This window comes from Bacteroides sp. 1001136B_160425_E2 (assembly GCF_015559655.1).
GTDB lineage: Bacteria > Bacteroidota > Bacteroidia > Bacteroidales > Bacteroidaceae > Bacteroides > Bacteroides luhongzhouii.
The window spans coordinates 101,167-124,124 of record NZ_JADMQH010000005.1; the positions used below are offsets into that span (position 1 = coordinate 101,167).

General features: G+C 39.4%; 11 protein-coding genes. 6 read left to right on the forward strand and 5 right to left on the reverse strand.

Annotation, left to right across the window (positions count from 1 at the left end; translation table 11 throughout):
* The first annotated feature begins 3 nt into the window (after positions 1-3).
* The 3 genes from I2I04_RS06500 to pelA are packed head-to-tail and all read left to right on the forward strand — an operon-like array spanning position 4 to position 5,513.
* A complete protein-coding gene (locus I2I04_RS06500) occupies positions 4-3,036 on the forward strand; it encodes an efflux RND transporter permease subunit (RefSeq protein ID WP_195654611.1) in 3,033 nt (1,010 codons plus the stop codon).
* Positions 3,033-4,373, forward strand: a complete 1,341-nt coding sequence (locus tag I2I04_RS06505; RefSeq protein WP_081352715.1) for a TolC family protein — start codon at positions 3,033-3,035, stop codon at positions 4,371-4,373. The genes I2I04_RS06500 and I2I04_RS06505 overlap by 4 nt, the downstream gene beginning before the upstream one ends.
* Positions 4,374-4,418: 45 nt before the next feature.
* Entirely contained in the window at positions 4,419-5,513 is a 1,095-nt protein-coding gene (gene pelA, locus I2I04_RS06510; protein ID WP_195654612.1) for a pectate lyase, read from the forward strand.
* 174 nt (positions 5,514-5,687) lie between these two features.
* Here the strand turns inward: pelA and I2I04_RS06515 are convergent, their stop codons facing one another.
* The 5 genes from I2I04_RS06515 to I2I04_RS06535 all read right to left on the reverse strand — a co-directional run bounded on the left by I2I04_RS06515 (position 5,688) and on the right by I2I04_RS06535 (position 15,666).
* A complete protein-coding gene (locus tag I2I04_RS06515) occupies positions 5,688-7,325 on the reverse strand; it encodes a fumarate hydratase (RefSeq protein ID WP_195654613.1) in 1,638 nt (545 codons plus the stop codon).
* Positions 7,326-7,550: 225 nt separating this feature from the next.
* Positions 7,551-9,542 (reverse strand): DUF4954 family protein, encoded by a 1,992-nt coding sequence (locus tag I2I04_RS06520; RefSeq protein WP_143257655.1) that lies wholly within the window; start codon positions 9,540-9,542, stop codon positions 7,551-7,553.
* Between the two features lie 92 nt (positions 9,543-9,634).
* Positions 9,635-10,894 (reverse strand): GTPase HflX, encoded by a 1,260-nt coding sequence (gene hflX, locus I2I04_RS06525; protein ID WP_143257654.1) that lies wholly within the window; start codon positions 10,892-10,894, stop codon positions 9,635-9,637.
* Positions 10,895-11,197: 303 nt separating this feature from the next.
* Positions 11,198-12,610: a RagB/SusD family nutrient uptake outer membrane protein gene (locus I2I04_RS06530; RefSeq protein WP_195654614.1), complete on the reverse strand. Its 1,413-nt coding sequence runs from the start codon at positions 12,608-12,610 to the stop codon at positions 11,198-11,200.
* 20 nt (positions 12,611-12,630) lie between these two features.
* Positions 12,631-15,666, reverse strand: coding sequence for a SusC/RagA family TonB-linked outer membrane protein (locus I2I04_RS06535; protein WP_195654615.1), 3,036 nt, complete (start codon positions 15,664-15,666; stop codon positions 12,631-12,633).
* A gap of 450 nt (positions 15,667-16,116) precedes the next feature.
* On the opposite strand from I2I04_RS06535, the gene I2I04_RS06540 reads away from it, so the two are divergent.
* The 3 genes from I2I04_RS06540 (at position 16,117) to I2I04_RS06550 (ending at position 22,642) form a co-directional block, all read left to right on the forward strand.
* The gene (locus tag I2I04_RS06540; protein ID WP_195654616.1) at positions 16,117-17,307 is read left to right on the forward strand and encodes a site-specific integrase; all 1,191 of its coding nucleotides are present in this window, start codon (positions 16,117-16,119) and stop codon (positions 17,305-17,307) included.
* Positions 17,308-18,194: 887 nt separating this feature from the next.
* Positions 18,195-21,095 (forward strand): SusC/RagA family TonB-linked outer membrane protein, encoded by a 2,901-nt coding sequence (locus tag I2I04_RS06545; protein ID WP_229126936.1) that lies wholly within the window; start codon positions 18,195-18,197, stop codon positions 21,093-21,095.
* A gap of 68 nt (positions 21,096-21,163) precedes the next feature.
* On the forward strand, positions 21,164-22,642 hold the full coding sequence (locus tag I2I04_RS06550; RefSeq protein WP_195654618.1) for a RagB/SusD family nutrient uptake outer membrane protein: 1,479 nt from the start codon (positions 21,164-21,166) through the stop codon (positions 22,640-22,642).
* The last annotated feature ends 316 nt before the right edge of the window (positions 22,643-22,958 follow it).

Sequence of the window (22,958 nt, forward strand, 5' to 3'; positions counted from 1 at the left end):
CCTATGAATATATCCGAATTAAGTATACGTCGCCCGGTATTAGCCACAGTATTAACGATTATTATCCTCCTTTTCGGATTCATCGGATACAACTATTTGGGTGTCCGCGAATATCCGTCGGTAGATAATCCGATCATTTCTGTCAGCTGCTCTTATCCGGGAGCTAATGCCGATGTTATCGAGAACCAGATAACCGAACCGTTGGAGCAGAATATCAACGGTATTCCCGGTATACGTTCTTTGTCCAGTGTGAGCCAGCAGGGGCAAAGCCGTATCACAGTAGAATTTGAATTGTCCGTCGATCTGGAAACAGCGGCCAACGACGTACGTGACAAGGTTTCACGTGCCCAACGTTATCTGCCTCGCGACTGTGACCCACCGACAGTTTCAAAAGCCGATGCCGATGCCATGCCTATCCTGATGGTTGCCCTTCAGAGTGACAAACGTTCTCTGTTGGAATTAAGCGAAATAGCGGACCTCACTGTAAAAGAACAACTACAGACTATTTCCGATGTAAGTAGCGTATCTATCTGGGGAGAGAAACGTTACTCCATGCGCCTTTGGCTCGACCCGGTAAAGATGGCCGGTTACGGTATCACTCCCATCGATGTCAAAAATGCTGTAGACAATGAAAATGTGGAACTTCCTTCAGGTAGCATCGAAGGAAATACTACCGAGTTGACGATCCGTACTTTAGGATTGATGCATACCGCAGATGAATTCAATGACTTGATTGTCAAAGAAGAGAATAACCGTATTGTACGTTTCAGTGATATCGGACGTGCAGAACTGGGGCCTGCTGATATTAAGAGTTATATGAAGATGAATGGCGTTCCTATGGTGGGTGTCGTAGTCATTCCACAACCGGGAGCCAACCATATTGAGATCGCGGATGCTGTATACCAACGTATGGAGCAGATGAAAAAAGACTTGCCGGAAGATGTACACTATAATTATGGTTTTGATAATACCAAGTTTATCCGTGCGTCTATCAATGAGGTAAAGTCAACTGTATATGAGGCTTTTGTACTCGTAATCATCATCATTTTCCTCTTCCTGCGTGACTGGCGCGTCACGTTGGTGCCTTGTATCGTAATCCCTGTCTCGCTTATCGGTGCATTTTTCGTTATGTATCTGGCAGGATTCTCCATCAATGTGCTTTCCATGCTCGCCATCGTACTATCGGTGGGACTGGTGGTAGATGACGCCATCGTTATGACGGAAAATATCTACATCCGTATAGAGAAAGGAATGGCCCCGAAAGAAGCGGGAATAGAAGGAGCCAAAGAAATTTTCTTTGCTGTTATCTCTACCACTATTACGCTGGTGGCGGTATTCTTCCCTATCGTCTTTATGGATGGAATGACGGGACGATTATTCCGTGAGTTCAGTATCGTTATTTCAGGTTCGGTTATTATTTCTTCATTTGCCGCATTGACTTTCACTCCGATGCTGGCAACAAAGTTACTTATTAAACGGGAAAAACAGAGTTGGTTCTATGCCAAGACAGAACCGTTCTTTGAAGGAATGAACCGTCTATACAGCCGGTCACTTGCCGCTTTCCTTAGCAAACGCTGGATCGCTCTCCCATTTACTTTCATTACCATATGCCTGATTGGTGTTCTGTGGAATGCAATTCCCGCGGAAATGGCTCCACTTGAAGACCGTTCGCAAATCAGTATCAATACACGAGGAGCAGAAGGCATCACTTATGAATATATCCGAGATTATACGGAAGACATTAATCAGCTGGTAGACTCTATTCTTACTGATGCGGAATCTATAACTGCCCGTGTATCCAGCGGTAGCGGAAACGTGCGCATCACGCTGAAGGATATGAATGAACGTAATTACACCCAGATGGATGTTGCAGAGAAAATATCAAAAGCGGTACAGAAGAAAACAATGGCGCGTTCATTCGTACAGCAGCAGTCTTCTTTCGGCGGACGTCGTGGAAGTATGCCTGTTCAATATGTACTTCAGGCTACCAATTTGGAAAAACTGGAAGAAGTGTTGCCCAAGTTTATGGCTAAAGTATATGAAAATCCAGTCTTCCAGATGGCGGACGTTGATTTGAAGTTCAGTAAACCGGAAGCTCGTATTCAGATCAACCGCGACAAGTCCAGTATTATGGGGGTAAGTACCAAAAACATTGCTCAAACGCTGCAATATGGATTAAGTGGCCAGCGTATGGGATATTTCTATATGAACGGTAAACAATACGAAATTCTTGGTGAAATCAACCGCCAGCAACGAAATAAACCAGCCGACCTGAAAGCGATCTACGTCCGTAGCAATAGTGGAGATATGATTCAGCTGGATAACTTGATTGAATTGGAAAGCGGTATTGCACCTCCAAAGTTATATCGCTATAACCGTTTTGTGTCAGCTACGATCTCTGCGGGATTGGCAGATGGCAAAACAATCGGACAAGGCCTGGATGAAATGGATAAGATTGCCAAAGAAACATTAGACGACACTTTCCGCACTGCTCTGTCAGGAGATTCGAAGGAATATCGTGAAAGTTCATCCAGTCTGATGTTCGCCTTTATCCTGGCTATCCTTTTGATTTACCTGATTCTGGCAGCCCAGTTTGAAAGTTTCAAAGATCCGTTGATTATCATGTTGACAGTGCCACTGGCTATTGCCGGAGCTTTGGTCTTCATGTATTTCGGAGATATTACGATGAATATTTTCAGTCAGATCGGTATTATCATGCTGATCGGCCTGGTGGCGAAGAATGGTATCCTGATTGTAGAATTTGCCAATCAGAAACAAGAAGCCGGAGAGGATAAAATGAGTGCCATCAAAGATGCTGCCCTGCAACGCCTCCGTCCGATTCTGATGACAAGTGCCTCTACGGTTTTGGGACTTATTCCGCTGGCATTTGCCACCGGAGAAGGTTGTAACCAGCGTATTGCCATGGGTACGGCGGTCGTGGGTGGTATGGTCGTATCTACTCTGCTTACGATGTACATTGTACCGGCTATTTACAGTTACATTTCGACTAACCGAATCAAAAAACTACAAGAATGAAACAGAAAGGAATTTGCATGAAACGCATCATTTATATAACCATTGCATGTGCCTTCTTATCAGTCTCTTTTGCAAAGGCACAAGTCCTCACTCTAAAGGAGTGTCTGGAAGAAGGATTGCAAAACAATTACTCTTTACGTATCATCCATAATGAAGAGCAGATCAGCAAAAACAACGCAACATTAGGAAATGCGGGTTACCTGCCTACACTGGACTTCTCTGCCGGATATACCGGAAACCTGGACAATATTGAAACCAAGGCGCGTGCTACCGGGGAAATAACAAAGAATAACGGAGTCTACGATCAGACGGTTAATGTCGGTCTTAACCTCAACTGGACTATTTTCGACGGATTCAATATCAGTACCACCTACAAACAGTTGAAAGAGCTGGAACGTCAGGGGGAAACCAACACCCGTATTGCTATTGAAGATTTTATTGCTGCCCTGACTTCCGAATACTATAATTTTATCCAGCAGAAGATCCGTCTGAAAAACTTTCATTATGCAATGTCCCTTTCCAAAGAGCGCTTGCGCATAGCCGAGGCTAGTCACCTGGTCGGTAAGTTTTCAGGACTGGATTATCAGCAGGCAAAAGTGGATTTCAATGCAGACAGTGCCCAATACATCAAACAACAGGAATTGCTACATTCTTCACGCATCCAATTGAATGAACTAATGGCCAACAACAACGTCAATCAAAACATTATTATCAAAGACTCCACCATCGACGTACACAGCGACTTGCAATTTGATGATTTGTGGAATTCTACGTTAGCAACCAATGCTTCTTTGCTTAAGGCCGATCAAAACACGGTACTTGCCCAATTGGACTACAAGAAAATAAACTCACGCAACTATCCATATCTCAAATTAAATACCGGATATGGATATACGTTCAACAAGTATGACATCAACGCAAACAGTAGAAGAGGTGAACTGGGTTTTAATGCCGGAATAACTGTCGGTTTTAATATATTCGACGGTAATCGTCGCCGCGAAAAGAGAAATGCAAGTCTGGCTTTCAAAAATCGTCGTCTGGAACGACAGGACATGGAGTTAGCACTCCGCTCTGATCTTAGTAACCTATGGCAAGCCTATCGCAACAATCTCCAATTGTTGAATCTGGAACGTCAAAACCTGATAACCGCCAAGGACAACCACGATATTGCCATGGACCGTTATATACAGGGAGACCTCTCCGGCTTTGAAGTGCGCGAAGCACAAAAAAGTTTGTTAGATGCAGAGGAACGCATCCTCTCCGCCGAATACAATACGAAACTTTGCGAAATATCACTGTTGCAAATCAGTGGAAAGATTACGAAGTATCTGGAATAAGGAGCATACATTTGCATACCATAAAAACATTAAATAATAAAAGCCATGAGAAAACTAAGCCTTTTCTTACTGCTACTTTTTATCCTGACAAATGTTTCAGCCCAAAAAGCAACAGATTACAGAAAACAGCAAAACTACAAAGAATGGGTACACATCGCTCCCAAATTTGACGATGATTTCTTCAAGACGGAAGAAGCCCAACGCATCGGTGACAACGTGTTACTATATCAACAAACGACCGGAGGCTGGCCTAAGAATATCTATATGCCGGCGGAACTGACGGAACAAGAATATAATGCGGCACTAAAAGCTAAAGAAGATACCAACCAAAGTACCATTGATAACAATGCCACTACCACAGAAATAGAATATTTGTCACGGCTTTATCTGACTACGCAAAAGGAGAAATATAAAGAAGGAGTGCTGAATGGTATTCAATATTTGCTCAAATCACAGTATGAAAACGGTGGATGGCCTCAATTTTATCCGCGTCCCAAAGGTTATTATGTACAAATCACCTACAATGACAATGCAATGGTAAGAGTCATGAATCAACTTCGGGCCATATACGAAAAGAAAGCTCCGTACACTTTCCTTCCTGACAATATCTGCGAACAAGCACATAATGCATTTAATAAAGGGATAGAGTGTATACTCAAAACGCAGGTGCGCCAAAATGGAGAGTTAACAGTATGGTGCGCCCAACACGACCGTGTCACTTTGGAACCCTGCAAAGCACGTGCCTATGAACTCCCGTCACTAAGCGGACAAGAGTCTGACAATATTGTATTGCTGCTGATGTCACTTCCCAATCCATCTGCAGACGTTGTAAAATCCATAGAAGGAGCTATCAAATGGTTCCAAAAGTCTGAAATAAAAGGAATACAGAAGGAATATTTCACTAACAGTGAAGGCAAAAAAGATTATCGCATGATTCCTTGTGAAGACTGCCCTACTCTTTGGGCACGTTTTTATGAACTGGAGACAAACCGGCCTTTTTTCTGCGACCGTGACGGCATTAAAAAATATGATATATCAGAAATCGGGCACGAGCGCCGGAATGGCTATAGCTGGTATAACAAAGATGGAAGTAAGGTGTTGAAGAGATATGAAAAATGGAAAAAAGAACAGAATAAGTAATCACAAATGATGAAAAGTTGATATTTACACTGCAAAAGTAAATATTCGGAAAATCTTTAAGTCCTTAAAATAAGAAGAGGGGCTGTCTAACAACAAAAAAGTTAGACAGCCCCTTATAAATTCACGGTATTTACAACCTCTTCTTACAGTTTTATCCCAATAGGTATAAACCGGTTATTTTTTGCAATTCCACGGTTTCAACTGTTTAAAGAAGTCATTACCCTTATCATCTACCAAGATAAATGCAGGGAAGTTTTCTACTTCAATCTTCCAGATAGCTTCCATACCCAATTCCGGATATTCCACACATTCGATGCTCTTGATGTTATTCTGTGCAAGGATAGCTGCCGGGCCTCCGATAGAGCCAAGATAGAAACCACCATATTTCTTACAAGCATCTGTCACCTGCTGGCTACGGTTACCTTTTGCCAACATCACCATGCTACCGCCATGACTTTGGAACAGTTCTACATAAGAGTCCATACGTCCTGCCGTAGTAGGACCCATAGAGCCACACGCCATGCCTTCCGGAGTTTTTGCCGGACCTGCATAATAAATAGGATGATCCTTAATATATTGTGGCAAGTCTTCACCGCGATCCAAACGTTCTTTCAGTTTAGCATGAGCAATGTCACGGCCTACGATAATCGTTCCGTTCAATGACAGACGGGTAGCAACCGGATATTTAGTCAGTTCTTTCAGAATTTCAGGCATCGGACGATTGAGGTCGATCTTTACAACATCACCTTCACCAGCCTGACGCAATTCTGCCGGAATAAGTTCACCCGGATTTGAATCCAGTTTCTCAATCCAGATACCTTCTTTATTGATTTTACATTTGATGTTACGGTCGGCAGAGCAAGATACGCCCAACCCTACCGGACAAGAAGCACCATGACGAGGCAGACGGATGATGCGTACATCGTGAGCAAGATATTTACCTCCGAATTGTGCCCCCAACCCAATCTTGTGAGCTTCTGCCAATACTTCTTTTTCCAGTTCGACATCGCGGAATGCACGGCCATATTCGTTTCCGGTAGTCGGCAAATTATCATAGAAATGAGTAGAAGCTAATTTCACTGTCAACAGATTCTTTTCAGCAGAAGTACCACCAATTACGAAAGCGATATGATAAGGAGGACAAGCTGCTGTTCCCAATGTTTTCATCTTTTCAACCAGGAACGAAACCAGTGTACCGGGATTCAGGATCGCTTTTGTTTCCTGATACAAATACGTCTTGTTGGCAGAGCCACCACCTTTTGTTACACAAAGGAATTCATATTCCATACCTTCGGTAGCTTCGATGTCAATCTGTGCAGGGAGGTTACATTTGGTATTTACCTCATCATACATATTCAGAGGCGCATTCTGTGAATAACGCAGGTTTTCTTCAGTGTATGTTTTATATACGCCCAGTGAAAGCGCTTCTTCGTCAGAATATCCAGTCCACACCTGCTGTCCTTTTTCACCGTGAATAATAGCAGTACCAGTGTCCTGACAGAATGGAAGTATGCCCTTTGAAGCAACTTCTGCGTTACGCAGGAAAGTCAGCGCCACATACTTATCGTTTTCACTTGCTTCCGGATCACTCAGAATCTTAGCAACTTGTTCGTTGTGTGAACGACGAAGCATGAATGATACATCACGAAAAGCAGCATTAGCCATCGCAGTCAAACCTTCTTTTTCAATTTTCAGGATGGGATTTCCTTCAAACTCGCTTACTGATACATAGTCTTTTGTAAGCAGATAATACTCAGTTGTATCTTTTCCCTTTTCAAACATGGGCTGATACTTAAACGGAGGTGTTGCCATAAGTTTCTTATTTTATTACGTAATGTTAGTTAGTGTGGCAAAGGTAGTAATTAAGAATGAAGAATGATGAATGATGAATGAAGAATTAAGAATGAATAACGGAGAAAAGAAGGAACAGCAAGAGACAACCCTAAACTATAAAACAAGAAGCGGCGAACAAGCAATGCTATCCTCCGGCATCTGCTGTTCACCGCCCACTGTTTTGTTTACAGTTTGCTGTTTCGATTATTCTACGATAGCTTCAATTCGCTTGATAAGCTCATCTCCAAGAGCTGTTTTATCTTCAATATGTTTCAACACAGCAGTCACAAATGTATTGCTTTCGAAATCACCGCGTACTTGCTCAAAGTCCAGCTTCATTTCGTCGTGAGAGCCATCAGCACCGAATCCGGTCATGGAAGACAACGAGAATTCTTTCTTAGCATCCTCATATACCATCTTATCCAATCCGACAACAGCTTGCTGCCAGGCTTTCACGATACCGATGATATCTTGTGCTGTTATCGTTTCCGGATCTAAGCCATAAAATTCCTGAATCTTATGATAAGCCCATGTCCATTCATAAGTATAATAATTCTCATGCATTTCCGCGAAGCTTGCATTGATGGACTTCAAACGATTGACAGCTCCTCTCTCAATGCCATCCAGCAATCGGTCGATCTCACTCTTGGGGGCAATCAGTCCGGAAACATCCACCCATTCGCCAATACCAATTTCCGTATCGGGTTTCAGGCGTTGGCGGATTTCTTCATTGCTCTGAAAGTTAATGCCTTCCAGTCGTTTTATGATGGAATTTCCTAAGAACTTGTGGATAGCAATTTCATAAAAACGGATTCCGTTGTTCAAAGAAGAGTTCTTGATTTTAGCACTCTGGTAAGAGTAGATTTCTGAAGTTTCACCGGACACACGTTTCAATTCTTTCAAAATGGAACGACCTTTGAACATCTTCTGAATGGTATAAGGACTCAACAGGTTATAATTGATATAATCCAGCCTGTTCGGGTCTTTGCGGCTATCACGTTTCGGCCATTTTTGTGCATCACGGATAGTACCTACACTTCTCAAGTTGACTCCCGGAACCAGATAAGTTGTATTCCGCTGCTCTATCAGGTAAGAGAAAGGAAGATTAGATGTATCGGCATGATTGACATGACGTCCCATTACCAATGAGAACGCTCCGACACGTGCCGGCCACAAGATATATGAATCAGAAGTAGTCTTCGCTCCTCTTTCCATCGTTCCTTGATGAATAGGTCCCAACTTATACATGTGGTTGCTCTGATTGGATCCCGAGCCTGCATTCATAAACGAGAACATTCCGGCAATCAGCAAAGTAGACTTATGATGTGTCACAGTGAAAGGACCTGCAAAAATAGCACACGCCTCACCGTTCTCTCCCTGACAATTACTAAAAAATAAAGAATCGGAAGCGGAATAATTGTGTCCCAATTTACAGGACTGTCCGACGAAACAACGGGTCAGCATTGTGCCGTCATCCACTTTTGAACCGGAAGAGATAATGAAGTCGTCACAAATTACCCCGTGACCGATATGTACAGGCGCTGTCACATTACTATTGACGCTTCCATTGGACAAACGACAAGTTCCACAAATGTGACAGTAATCACCAATCCGGACATTCTTGATTGAACCTGTATTGAGAATCATGACATGATTGCCAATACTACCGACAGCAGAAGCGTGTTTGTTAGAATAATAATCCGCAATTGCTTTCATGCGGTTAATCAGTTCGGGACGATGACGATACAGCGCAAGTATATATGCCTGATGCGCAGATAGTTTGTCGTTCATCAACACTTCGCGCCCCCCTGTTTCATTCAAAACGGCCACTTCTACCCCATTACCGAAAGTGCTTAATCCATCCACTAAGATTATATCTACATTCTCAATGAAGGTATCACTACCAATCTCATAATTAGCAATGTAATTCTGGATATTTTCAATACAACAGTTATCACCCACCGATACATTGTGTAACGTCACATGACGTAATCCCGAATGTTTCTTAATTCCCCCTGGCAATGTAAATTCAGATTCGAATACCCCCAGTTTTACTTCACCCGAGAAACGGGTATGATGGACGTACTCACAATTAAAGCCCTCTGCCACTGATACATTTCCCCAATCATCGGCCAGACACGACTGGCTCTTCAACTGAAGTACCTCATCTTCAGTCAATCTACGATAGTCTTTCATTTTAATAATGTGTTAATGTGTCAATATGCTAATGTGTCAATTGACTACGCATGTTGCATAGAAATCGGCACATCTGCACTTTGACATATTGATTATTCTTCCTCTTCTTCGTAGGTCTGATAAAGAAAATCGTTATAGGGATATTTCTGAACGTGTAATTCTTTCACTCGCTGATAAACTACATTTTTCAGTTCGTCTATATTGATTCGTTCGCGGGCGGAAATAAAGAGGCAGTTATCCTCCATCTTTGCCATCCACGTCTTCACCAGTTCTTCGAGTGTTAAGTTTTCCTTTGTTCGGGGGGTAAGGTCGTCCGGCGCTTTCTCCACGTAGGTGTAAGCGTCTATTTTATTAAATACAAGTATCATAGGTTTGCCACTGCCGCCAATCTCTGCCAGTGTCTTGTTCACCACCTCAATCTGTTCCTCAAATCCGGGGTGGGAAATATCGACTACGTGCACAAGCAAATCTGCTTCACGCACCTCATCCAAGGTAGATTTAAAAGATTCGACCAGGTCGGTAGGCAACTTGCGAATAAATCCTACCGTATCTGACAACAGGAACGGTAGATTATCAATAATCACTTTGCGTACAGTGGTGTCTAAAGTCGCGAACAGTTTGTTTTCTGCAAACACTTCGCTCTTGGAGAGAAGATTCATCATGGTTGATTTTCCCACGTTGGTATAACCAACCAGTGCAACACGTATCATACGTCCGCGATTCTTTCGTTGGGTAGCCTTCTGCTTGTCAATCTCCGCCAGGCGTTCTTTCAGTAATGACATACGGTTCAGGATGATACGGCGGTCCATCTCGAGCTGTGTTTCACCCGGACCACGAAGTCCCACGGAACCTTTACCACCACCGGCACCAGAACCACCTCCCTGGCGTTCCAAGTGAGTCCAGAGTCGCTGCAAACGCGGCAACATATATTTATATTGCGCAAGCTCCACCTGTGTCTTCGCATTGGCTGTCTGCGCACGCATGGCAAATATATCAAGAATCAATGAAGTACGATCCAGTATCTTCACTTTCAGTTCAGCTTCAATATTACGAATCTGCTTCGCAGAAAGCTCATCATCAAAGATGACCATTCCTACTTCACGTTCTTCTTCCTCTTCGTTACGAATATATTGTCTGATTTCTTCCAACTTTCCTTTTCCGACATAGGTCACAGAATGAGCTGTGGGCAACTTCTGCGTAAATCGTTTCACTACTTCCGCCCCAGCCGTCTCGGCAAGGAAAGCCAGTTCATCCAGATACTCATTCGTTTTACGCTCATCCTGCGTTTGTGTGATGAGTCCGACAAGCACTGCTGTCTCTACTTTGGCTTCGGATATTACAAATTCTTTCATTCTTTACTTCTATTATATATAATAATGTGAGCGCAAATATAACAAAAAAAAAGAGGACAATGTTTTATTGCCCTCTTTTTCGTATCATCTGGAATTCAAAATATCCTATATTATTCCTATTGCAGCCGCTATATCATAGTCGCTATTACACCGCAAACAACAGACTTACGACATGACATCGCAATTTTCATACTCGTATACGTATTTATAAATAAGAAACCCGCAAATTCGATTAACTCTAAATCTGCAGGTCTCATCTTTTTATTTAAGACTTATCTTTATATTGAAGACAATTAAAAAATATTATTGAGGTAGATTATCACTCCATCCCTCTGTTTGTATAACTCCAAAACCTGAATTAACTTCAAAAGAAGGTATTGGGTACACAAATTTGGCAATGTTGAAATTAGTATACGCTCCATCTGCCACACTAATAATTTTGCCTAATCTTCTTGCATCAAAGAAGCGATGTCCTTCTTGAACCAGTTCTAATTTTCTTTCTTTGTCAATCACATCAATAATCGTCTGATCCTCTGCAATTTCACTATCATCCAAATCCGGGTTTCTTTTTGCCGCTACTTCCAACAGTTTTTCTTTAGCTTTACCATAATCAGGAGTTGATTGTTTCGCATACGCTTCTGCCTGTATTAAATACATTTCAGGCAGTCTGAAAACCGGCAAATTAGAAATCTGATTATTAGTGGTAATACCACGCATTTTTCCTCCTGTCCATGTACCTCCGAGAAGTGCCAGGCGAATATCATTAGGTGAATATTCTGCTATTGTTGTGCTATTTATAGACAAACCATATTTATTCCATAAGGTATTCAGCGCATTGGCGGACAGATAATCATCTTCAGCTTTTGCTATAAAGAAAATGTCCTCTGTTGAAACAGCCAATGTTGTATACATATTCTTATAACCTTCTTTAGTTGATACAATTGTACCACCACTTAGGTTTATTGCCTCTTGAGCAGCGGTTATAGCCCCTTCGTAATTTTTCATATAGAGTTTTACACGAGCTTCAAGTGCAGCAACCGCAGCCGTATTCATATACTGTTTACCTACATTTTCAACACCTTCTTTAGCATAATATTCTTTCGCCTTCGATATATCATCAAGAATCAGATCATAATTTTGTTCAACACTGACTCTTGACACCTGTGAATAGGCAGGAACAGGTTCAATAACATTTACGATACCTAATGTCGTCTTATTGGCTTCCGAATATGGTAAAGCAAACATATTAGTCAAATAGAAAGAGCAAAGGGCCTTAATTGCATAGGCTTGAGCGATGCATCCTTCCACTTCTGCCAAATCCCCCTTAGCTACTTCTTTAAATGAAGCACCTTCTTTAATGATACGCGCACAACGGTCGATAGCCCAATATCCGTATGCCCATATTTCTTCTATGTATGAATTCGTATCCTGTATCTGATAGCGGAAGATATCATAGAAATGAGACGTTGCAACGGAATGTGAAGTGATATCCGTTGGCGCATCTCCAATTGCTAATACGTCACGTCCCAAAAAACGAGATGTACCTAATGTATAATATACACCATTTAAAGCATTCTGAAAATCTTGAGTACTAACCAAAGCTTCTTCTGTCGGAACAGAAGTTGACGGTGTTTCAGTTAAAAAGTCATCACATGCGGTGAATGAAATTGCCATCCAACCGGTTAATAAAACAAATAATATTTTCTTCATTGTCATAAATTTCTAAAGTTATTGTTTTAGAAGCTAAGATTAAGACCGAACATGATATTTCTAGGCACAGGATATGCCCAAGACTGCATACCAGTAGATCTAGTTTGCGGATCAAACCCTATAAAATCTTTAGCTGTGATAGTGAACAAATTGTCAGCTGAGATATAAACTCTTAAATTGTCAATAGCCACTTTATTCATAAGGTTCTTCGGAAGAGTATACCCTAAAACCATGGACTTCATTCTTAAATAAGAACCATTCATCAAGAAACGACTGGAATAGGTCTCTGCTCCCGAGCCGTCTCCAGCTACAAATTTCGGTACGTCGGTTATATCTCCCGGCTTTTGCCATCGATTGTCATAAACATAGTTAGATACTGGGCCTAAGAAATAATGTCCAACCTGCATATCAAATGCAAATCCGGAATTATAGACTTTATTTCCCAACGTGAAACTAGTATCAAAAGAGAAATCAAACCCTTTGTATTTGAAATTCATTCCAAAGCCACCATAAAATTTAGGATCGGCAGAACCCACAATTCGCTGACCGGCTTCATTTACATTTTTCGTTTTCTCTTCTCCTTCTTGTCCTTTATACCACATTGGTTCTCCGGTTTCAGGATCTACTCCTGCATATTCCGGCATATAGAACGTATTGTACGCTTCACCAACTTTTCTTATGGTTAGAGTATTCTCAATTGGTTTTTCTGTAGCAAGTTTTATAATTTTGTTTTTATTTGCCGTACCAGTAAAACGAACATCCCAACTAAAATCTTTAGCCCTAAGCACATTAGCGTTTATCAAGAACTCTATACCTTTGTTTTCCATCTCACCTACATTTTTCAAGATAGAGCCAAATCCGGTTGTATAAGAAAGAGGTACATCAAATATCATATCTTTTGTCCGTTGATTATAGTAGTCTACCTCAAGTGTCAGTCTTTCGAAGAAAACGGCATGAATACCGATATCGGCTTTGGCAACTGTTTCCCATTTTAGATCCGGATTGGCTATTTGATAGGGAATAGCTCCAGGTTTACCATTATAAGAATATCCATAATTATATAGTCCCATTGCTGCATAATAACCAATATCCTGATTACCTACAGTTCCATAGCTACCTCGGATAGTCAAATCTGTCAACCAACTTTTAGTACTTTCCATAAAGCTTTCGTTAGAAATACGGTATTTTGCTCCGATAGACCAGAATGGAGCCCATTTATTATTTACACCAAATCTTGATGAGCCATCATAACGAAAACTGCCTGACAGGTAATATTTGTCATTTAGGTTGTATTCAGCATTCATAAAGAACGAAGAAAGAGTACTCGCTTTGGTTGAAGACCCTGCTCCTGTTGGTTTGGAAGCATTGTCCAGTTCAAAAACAGCATCACTAGGATATCCACTGGCAGCTGCATAGATAGTTCTATAAGATATTTTCTGTGCTTCTTGTCCCAACAATACATTCAAATGATGCATGTCTTTGAAAGTACGGTTGAAATTTACGGTATTGGTAATGGTTAAGGTTGTTGCCCGTTCCTGGTTTCTTTGACCAAGCATACCACTACCGGAATATTGAGGATTATAAATTGAACTGTAAAAAAACTCGTCCAAATCAATCAAGCTCAAACCAGCATTTGTCTTCCATGTTAAACCATCAATAATATTATAAGTGAAATATGGATTCACAACCAATGTAATCTGCTTTTGATTACGTTTATCACCTTTTTCCTTATCGTTAATGGCTACAGGGTTATAATATACGTTTGTATTATATGTTCCGTCTTCATTACGTACTTGTTCAAAAGGACGAATGTCGTATATTGCTACAATAGGATTAGTATATTGACTTTCAGTCATAGTATTGTTGATATCAGAAAGTGCTCCATTTACAGAAAGCCCATATCCTATCCGCCCGCTTTTTCCATCCAGACTGATACGTCCGCTATAACGTTTCATTCCAGTTCCGATAACAATACCGGTATTCTGAAAATATCCTCCACTAATGTAATAGCGCAAGTTTTCATTACCACCTTGAGCACTGATATCATACTCTTGTGAAAAACCGTTTTGTAGAATTTCTTTCAGCCAATCTACGCTCTTGATGTTTTGCGTCAAATCCACACCAAACCCATTCATCACATAAGCATTCAACCATTCAGCGGAGGTCATACCCTCTTCTCCGTCATATCCGGCATTCGTCAGTCCCTCAGTCCAAATCTCTTTGTACTTATCCAGATCTGTCGTACGATAATTATGATTTATCTTACCAATAAAACTGGTTCCGACCTTTGCATTCACATTAAAACGCGCTTTTCCAAGATTACCTTTTTTAGTAGTAACTACAATTACTCCATTCGCTGCACGAGCTCCATAAATAGCTGTAGCTGTAGCATCCTTTAAAACTGTGATAGACTCAATGTCGTTAGGATTGATATTAGCCATCGGACTTGCCGCCATATCCCCTGTTCCGGCCTTGTTATAAGCCCCCATTTTGTCTGTATAAATGGCAATACCATCGATGACATACAAAGGTTCGGTACCGGAATTCATTGAACCGACTCCACGAATAGTAGTAGAAGCGTATGCGCCAGGTTGTCCAGTCATGCTATTTACCTGTAAACCAGCGACTGACCCTTCCAAAGACTTCATAAAATTTGCATCTGTTTTTTTCATCAAGTCTTTGTTGTCCACCGTTTGAGCCGACCCCGTAAATGCAGCTTTTTTAGTTACTCCATATCCAGTTACAACAACCTCGTCTATTAGCTGTGCATCTGATTTAAGAACCACTCGCAAATTAGGCCTTATCGCCACTTCCTGTGTCTGCATACCAATGTACGAGATTTGCAAAGTCTTTGCAGAACTTGGTACATTCGACAAATTAAAATTACCATCTACATCTGTGATTGTACCTTGAGTGGTACCTTTTACCAACACAGAAGCGCCAACAACCGGCTGCCCGTCTTCCTCAGAAATCACAACGCCTGTGATTTTTTGAGTTTGGGCAGTTACCAGACCTATGCCCACAAAAAGGCATGCCAATAACAGCATCAATTTTCTTTTCATAAATTCTCTCTTAAAGTTTAACTTTACATTATTTGTATCTTTACTCTAACAATTTGCAAATATATCAATAAATCTGAAACTAACAATTATATTAATAAAAAAAGGTTGCAAATATAACATTTTGTTATTTTATATACTGTATTTGTGCCGATAAGCATATTTTTTCTTATTAAAAGCGTTGATCGATAAAATGAATAGTAACACTTTGTATGAGCAAAATGTATCCTTTAATATTTCTTTTGCTCGTTTTTAGTCATAAAACACTTTTAAAAGCTATTCTTTTTGCTTTTTTCGTAGAAGAACGAATAAAAAAGTGGCATTTAATTTAAAGTTTTGTGAATACTATGTTATTTGAAGATTTATTTTTTTAGAGATATTAATGCTTATTCGCCTCTAATATAGCACAGAATTACATCTAATTTGTTCTATTATTAATTAAAAAATGAAAGTATGGAAAAGATCAGTTACAACCTTGTGTTTAACAGAAAAAAGAGATTGAATAAAAAAGGAATGGCGTTAGTACAAGTAGAGGCCTACTTGAACAGGAAAAAAATGTATTTCTCCACCAAAATATATCTCAAACCCGATCAGTGGGATACCAAACGAAAGATGGTGAAGAATCATCCTAACGCCAATGTTTTGAATCGTATGTTGTATGAAAATATAGCTGCTATTGAGCATACAGAACTTGGATTATGGCAACAAGGAAAGCCTATATCGCTAGATTTATTAAAGAATTCGATTGATAAACCTCTGAGTAACGGGAGGTCATTCTTAACTTTCTTCAAAGAAGAAGTAGCTAATTCTCTTTTAAAAGAGAGTACCAGACAAAATCATCTTTCCACCCTTGAATTACTTCAGGGATTTAAGAAAGAGATATTATTCACCGATTTGACATTTGAATTTGTGTCCGAATTTGATAATCACCTGCAGTCTAAAGGCTATCACCTTAATACTATTGCCAAGCACATGAAGCATCTAAAACGATATATTAACGTTGCTATAAATAAGGAATATATGGATATACAAAAGTATGCTTTTAGAAAGTATAAAATTAAAAGTATAGAGGGAAGTCATACGCACCTGGCTCCGGAAGAATTATATCGCTTTGAAAATTTACAGCTAACAGGAAGATATACGAGGCTACAAAAAACAAAAGATGCTTTTTTATTTTGTTGCTACGCAGGGTTACGATATTCTGATTTCACCAGTCTGACCTCCGCAAATATTGTTGAATTCCATCAGGAAACCTGGATTATATACAAGTCTGTTAAAACTGGTATTGAGGTACGTCTTCCTTTATATTTATTATTTGAAGGCAAAGGAATCGAGATATTGCAACGCTATAAAGATGATCTTGACAGCTTCTTTAAGTTGAAAGACAATTCGAATATCAACAAAGAATTGAATTTATTAGCAGGCTTGGCGAAAATTGATAAACGTGTGTCATTCCACACCGCCCGCCATACAAATGCCACCTTATTATTATATAGTGGTGCCAATATTACTACGGTACAAAAGCTATTAGGACACAAAAGTGTGAAGACTACACAGGTATATGCAAATATAATGGATATAACAGTGGTACGTGATCTTGAGAAAACGGCCTCATCAAAAAATAATAATAGGTACAAAAGCTAGATGAAAGTGTTCTGTTTTTAAGATTTAGTTTTAGAAATGGAGGGTCTAATTTTCTCTAATAGAAAGAAAAGTGTATAATTAAATGAAAGAATATGCAATATCAGTTTCAAAAACGCATATACATGACCTAAATACACATCGTTATTACGAATATTATCACTCGTCCCATTTAAAGGAATAAAGTGTTCCTTTAAAAGGAACGGGTCATTGGTCGTAGAGAAGCCCTTGCTTTCTTTAAAAGGAAAGGATTAAAAGCTAATTTATAACCCTGATAGCCTCTAATAGCTATTAGAATCCGGCATTTTGGGTTCTTTCATTTTAGCGTCAAATAAATGATAAATACTTCTTTTTACATAATTAGATGTAATTACACAATCTCTTTGATACAGAAAGAGCATATAACCATCCAATATGAATATTCATCAATCATATCCTCTGCGATTTTGGAGAATATTTGAATCCACCCCTGCATATTTTAAAATATACAGTAATAAAATATGCATTTTTTCATCTGGAGTTTTTCTTTTTCTTAGATTATCATTTGCTAATGAATATATTATTATAGTCAATAATTATTGGATATAATTTAGAACAAGAAACCCATCTTCAACAGTTAAGATGGAAATAAGTTTTAGCTTATATCACATAAGATAAGAATTTAAATAATTAATTAATAGATGGTTATGTCCTATTTTTGATAGAAATCTGGTATCATAAATCTGCAAATTAATACGTTTGGTAGGTATTTAACATATTGATAATCTGCATAATAACGACAACGAAAGATTTATTGCCGAAGGAAAATAAACATCGTGTATATTATTAGTAATCAAGATATTATAGTTGTATTTAGTTCTGCAAAGACTTTGCAAATTTCATATATTGGAATGCAAACTCAAGAAGTAGCTATCAAACCCAAATTGAAAGTAATACTAAAAGCCGATGCACAACAGCTTGAAGAAGTTATGGTAGTAGCTTATGGTACAGCTAAAAAGCAATCCTTTACCGGTTCTGCCGACATGGTAAAATCTGATCAAATAGAAAAACGTACTGTGGCCAACTTAAGCAAAGCACTAGAAGGTACAGCTCCCGGTATCCAAATGACTTCCGGAGGCGGACAGCCCGGTGAGGCGTCAAAAGTTGTCATCCGCGGATTCGGTTCGATAAATGCAAGTAATAACCCGTTGTACGTTCTTGATGGTATTCCTTTTGATGGTGATTTAAGTTCCATCAACCCTGCAGACATAGAATCGATGTCTGTACTAAAAGATGCCTCATCCGCTGCTCTCTATGGTGCACGTGGCGCAAATGGAGTTATCATGATTACTACCAAAAAAGGAAAAGAAGGCAAACCGTCTGTAAATTTAAAAGCATCATGGGGAGTTACTTCCAGAGCATTCCCGCGTTACAATACAGTCAACGCTAAAGAATTTATGGAAGCTACTTTCGAAGGATATAAGAACTACCTTTTAGATGACGGAGAAACCGATAGTGATGCTAGAGAAATAGCAGCAGGAGACTTGATTCCTACATTAGGAGGATATAATCCATTTAATGTATCAAATGACCAGCTGATCGACCCGGCAACAGGAAGGCTTAATTCAAATGCTCAATTGCTTTATCAAGATGATTGGATGGATGAAGCAACCAAAGACAGCCCTTTGAGACAAGAGTATCAATTTTCAGTATCAGGAGGTAATAGCAATACAAATTATAACTTTTCTTTGGGCTATTTGAATGAAGACGGATTAGCTGTAAATACAGGATTCGAACGTTTCTCCGGTAGAATGAATATTGATTCACAAATAAAGAAATGGTTGAAATCCGGCCTCTCCGCTTCTTTCTCAACCACAACACAAGATTACACTTATGAAGATGGCGGATCTGCTTTTTATAATATCTGGTATTCTTCAGAAATGATTGCTCCCATTTATCCTGTATATAAGAAAAATGCGGATGGCAGCAATCTGCTTGTTGATGGAGAAAAAGAATATGATTATGGCGTAAATCGTCCTTCATTCAGTAACATGAACTGGATTGCCGCCCTTTATCAAGACAAACGCGAGCGTAAATCTGATAACTTAAGCTCAAGAGCTTATGTTACATTGTCAGGCAAGGATTACGATGAACTGGGTTTCTTTAAAGATTTCACCTTGACTAGTAATATAGGTATTGATTACCGTAACCGAAATACATTAAATTATTATAATCCGGATGAGGGAGATGCTGCCGGTGTGGGTGGTGACTCCTACAGATCCGCGACGAGAATGCTTAGTTATACGTTTAATCAACTATTAAATTATAACAAAACATTCGACAAGCACTCGCTTGACGTTTTGGTAGGACATGAATTTTATTCCTATGAGAACCTATTATTGAGTGCTGAACGACAAGGTTTTCCATTCAATGGCTTACAGGAACTGGCCAACGGTGCTCAAATCATAGGTGGTACCTCATATAAAGATATATATAAAATAGAGTCAGTATTCGGACGTATAAATTACTCATTCTCCGACCGTTACTATTTATCAGGAAGCTACCGTACAGATGGTTCTTCACGTTTTCATAAAGATAACAGATGGGGATCATTCTGGTCATTAGGCGGTGCTTGGCGCATTTCAGAAGAAGCATTTATGTCCGGGGCTAAATCATGGTTAAATAGTTTAACGTTAAAAGCAAGCTATGGTGTACAAGGAAATGACGCAATTATAGACAAAGACGGATATGAAACTTATTATGGCTGGCAAAGCTTGTATGATATGGACTATGCAAATGCCAGTATGTCCGGTGCGTTGCTCTATTCTCTTGAAAATAAATCATTGAAATGGGAAAAAAATAAAAACTTGAATATTGGCATAGAAGGTACATTATTAGACTCCCGTTTACGCGTTTCTTTGGAATATTATATAAAGAAGACATCAGATTTGCTTTTAATGAAACCGAAGGCCACGTCTACAGGAGTAAACGGTTATTATGACAATGTAGGAGCGATGGAAAACAAAGGTATTGACCTTAGTATCTCCGGAGATATATTTAATAAAAGAGACTTTTCATGGACAATGGGTATTATGCTCAGTTCATTTAAGAATAAAATAACCGAATTAACATCAGGTACAGAACAAATTGTGTTAGGCGCAACTATTCTGAAAGTAGGTGAACCAATCCGTTCTTTCTATATGGCCAAATCAGCCGGAGTTGATCCAGAAACCGGCAGTATGCTATATTGGATAAAAGATGATCAGGGAAATTGGGTAAAAGACAGTAATTATAATAAAGCGAATTCAACAGATCGTCAATTATGCGGAAGCCGTATTCCTGATTTTTATGGCAGCTGGAACAATAATTTCACTTACAAGAATTTCGATCTTTCATTCTTGTTTACGTTCTCCGTTGGTGGAAAAGTCTACGATAGCAAATATGCTAATCTAATGAGTACTCGTAATGTCGGACAAAATTTCCATAAAGATATGCTCAATGCCTGGAAAGCACCAGGGGATATCACCGACGTACCTCGAATGGTATTACTTGCTAATGATCAGATAAGCGATCGTTTCCTTATAGATGCATCTTATTTATCACTCAAAAACATAACATTAGGCTATAACTTACCGAAGAAATGGTTGCAAAAAGCAGGTATAAGCAATATCCGTATTTTCGCAACAGGAGACAATTTATTCTTGGTATCCGCATTGAAGGGAATGGATCCGCAGTATAACTTCACCGGTTCACAAGACTATACTTACACTCCAGTACGTAACATTACTTTTGGATTCGATTTGAAATTTTAATCACGAATAAAAATTAGCTGAAAATGAAAAAACATATATATAAATTTTTGTGCGCAGGAATATTAGCAATGGGATTTACCTCATGCAACCTCGACACAGAACCCACAGATAAACTCCCCCAAGAACAACTACTAAGTGATATTGGAGGTGTGGAAGCTATTTTAAATGGTGTATACCGTAGTTTCTACAAAACAGACTGGTCGGAAGGATATCCAACCGAAAATTTCGGACCTTCTTCTGTTGCTCTCGCAGGAGAGCTAATGGTAGGTGATGATATGCAACTCCGTGAATTCGGTAATTATTGGTTTGCTTACGATTTCTTAAGATGGACACGCACGGAAATCAACAACAAATCAGACCGTCCTTATGTATGGTGGAACATGTTCTATCAGTTTGTAAATAATGCAAATGTGATGATAGCCAGTCTTGACCAGATAGAAACCTCAGAAGTTAAAAAACAGAAGAATTTAAAAGCACAGGCATTATCCTTACGAGCTTATGCATATTTTAATTTAGTTTCTTTATACCAATTAACTTATAAAGGGCATGAATCATCACCAGGAGTCCCTATCTATACAGAGCCAACAAGTATTGAGACTAAAGGCAATGGTCGTGGCACTGTAGAGCAAGTGTATAAAAGAATAAACGACGATTTGAAAGACGCAATTCAGTTGTTTGAAGAAGCCGGATTAACTCAAAGTCACAAATCACATATTGATAAATATGTAGCTTACGGAATAAAAGCTCGTGTAGCTCTTATTCAAGAAGATTGGGCTGCCGCTTCATCAGCTGCACAAGAAGCAATGAAGAAGGACGGACTAGGACTTATGGGAAATGATGATTTATTAAATGGCTTTAACAGCATTACCAATAAAGAATGGATGTGGGGGTCAGAAATTTTTGAATCTCAAGCTACCGGTTGGTATTCATTCTTCAATCACATGGATGCAGCCGCAGGAGGTCACGCAGCGACATGCCGCAAAATAACCTCATCAGTGTTGTATGATGCTATAGATGACAACGACACCCGTAAAAAGTGGTTTACTGCACCTACTGGAATGACACCTGACGAAGAAGACGAGAATACAAGTCTGACTCCAGAAGAAGTTAGCTATAACCAACTAAAATTCAGAGTAAAATCTATAGGGACATGGAATAGCGATTATATTTACATGAGAATGGCAGAAATGTATTTGATTGCAGCCGAAGCTGAATGCAGACAGGGAACCGGACATTTTTCTAAAGCTAAATCTCTGCTTAAAGAAGTAATTAGCTATAAATATGAAGATCCTTCCGAATATGAAAACAAAGTAGATGGCCTGCAAGAAAGCAATGACATCACATTGACAGAAGAAAATATGACATCAACAACTTTACTTGATGAAATTTTACTTCAACGTCGTATCGAATTATGGGGAGAAGGAGCACGTCTATTGGACTACAGGCGTTATATTGATCCGGAAGACTGGGAAATGACAATGATGATTCCAATGACAGAGTTCGACGGTAATGAAAGCTTAAATATTGCCACTGACCAGAATCCATAAATAATTTACTTTTTAATAAAACAAAAAGAGTAGATGCGATACATCCTAATTCTAGGATATAATACAGATTTATAAAGGTAAAAATGAGACTAAATTCTTTAAGGGCAAGCCTTGAAATTTAGTCTCATTTCATTTCTGTCAAAATAGCCACAAAGACCTTTGCCCTTCTAATCCCCCATCCTTTTCTTCCTTATTTCATGCAATTTCATAAAGTATACGTTTTTGTTCATCCCACCGACCAATATATTTTTTTTATAAAAGTAATTTAGAATAAAAAATGTTCCTTATATTTGTCATTTATTTACAACTTTATTTA

Excerpts from the sequence above, each read along its gene's own strand:
- I2I04_RS06500 (WP_195654611.1), top strand. The coding sequence starts at position 4 with ATGAATATATCCGAATTAAGTATACGTCGCCCGGTATTAGCCACAGTA.
- I2I04_RS06505 (WP_081352715.1), top strand. The coding sequence starts at position 3,033 with ATGAAACAGAAAGGAATTTGCATGAAACGCATCATTTATATAACCATT.
- pelA (WP_195654612.1), top strand. The coding sequence starts at position 4,419 with ATGAGAAAACTAAGCCTTTTCTTACTGCTACTTTTTATCCTGACAAAT.
- I2I04_RS06515 (WP_195654613.1), bottom strand. The coding sequence starts at position 7,325 with ATGGCAACACCTCCGTTTAAGTATCAGCCCATGTTTGAAAAGGGAAAA.
- I2I04_RS06520 (WP_143257655.1), bottom strand. The coding sequence starts at position 9,542 with ATGAAAGACTATCGTAGATTGACTGAAGATGAGGTACTTCAGTTGAAG.
- hflX (WP_143257654.1), bottom strand. The coding sequence starts at position 10,894 with ATGAAAGAATTTGTAATATCCGAAGCCAAAGTAGAGACAGCAGTGCTT.
- I2I04_RS06530 (WP_195654614.1), bottom strand. The coding sequence starts at position 12,610 with ATGACAATGAAGAAAATATTATTTGTTTTATTAACCGGTTGGATGGCA.
- I2I04_RS06535 (WP_195654615.1), bottom strand. The coding sequence starts at position 15,666 with ATGAAAAGAAAATTGATGCTGTTATTGGCATGCCTTTTTGTGGGCATA.
- I2I04_RS06540 (WP_195654616.1), top strand. The coding sequence starts at position 16,117 with ATGGAAAAGATCAGTTACAACCTTGTGTTTAACAGAAAAAAGAGATTG.
- I2I04_RS06545 (WP_229126936.1), top strand. The coding sequence starts at position 18,195 with ATGCAAACTCAAGAAGTAGCTATCAAACCCAAATTGAAAGTAATACTA.
- I2I04_RS06550 (WP_195654618.1), top strand. The coding sequence starts at position 21,164 with ATGGGATTTACCTCATGCAACCTCGACACAGAACCCACAGATAAACTC.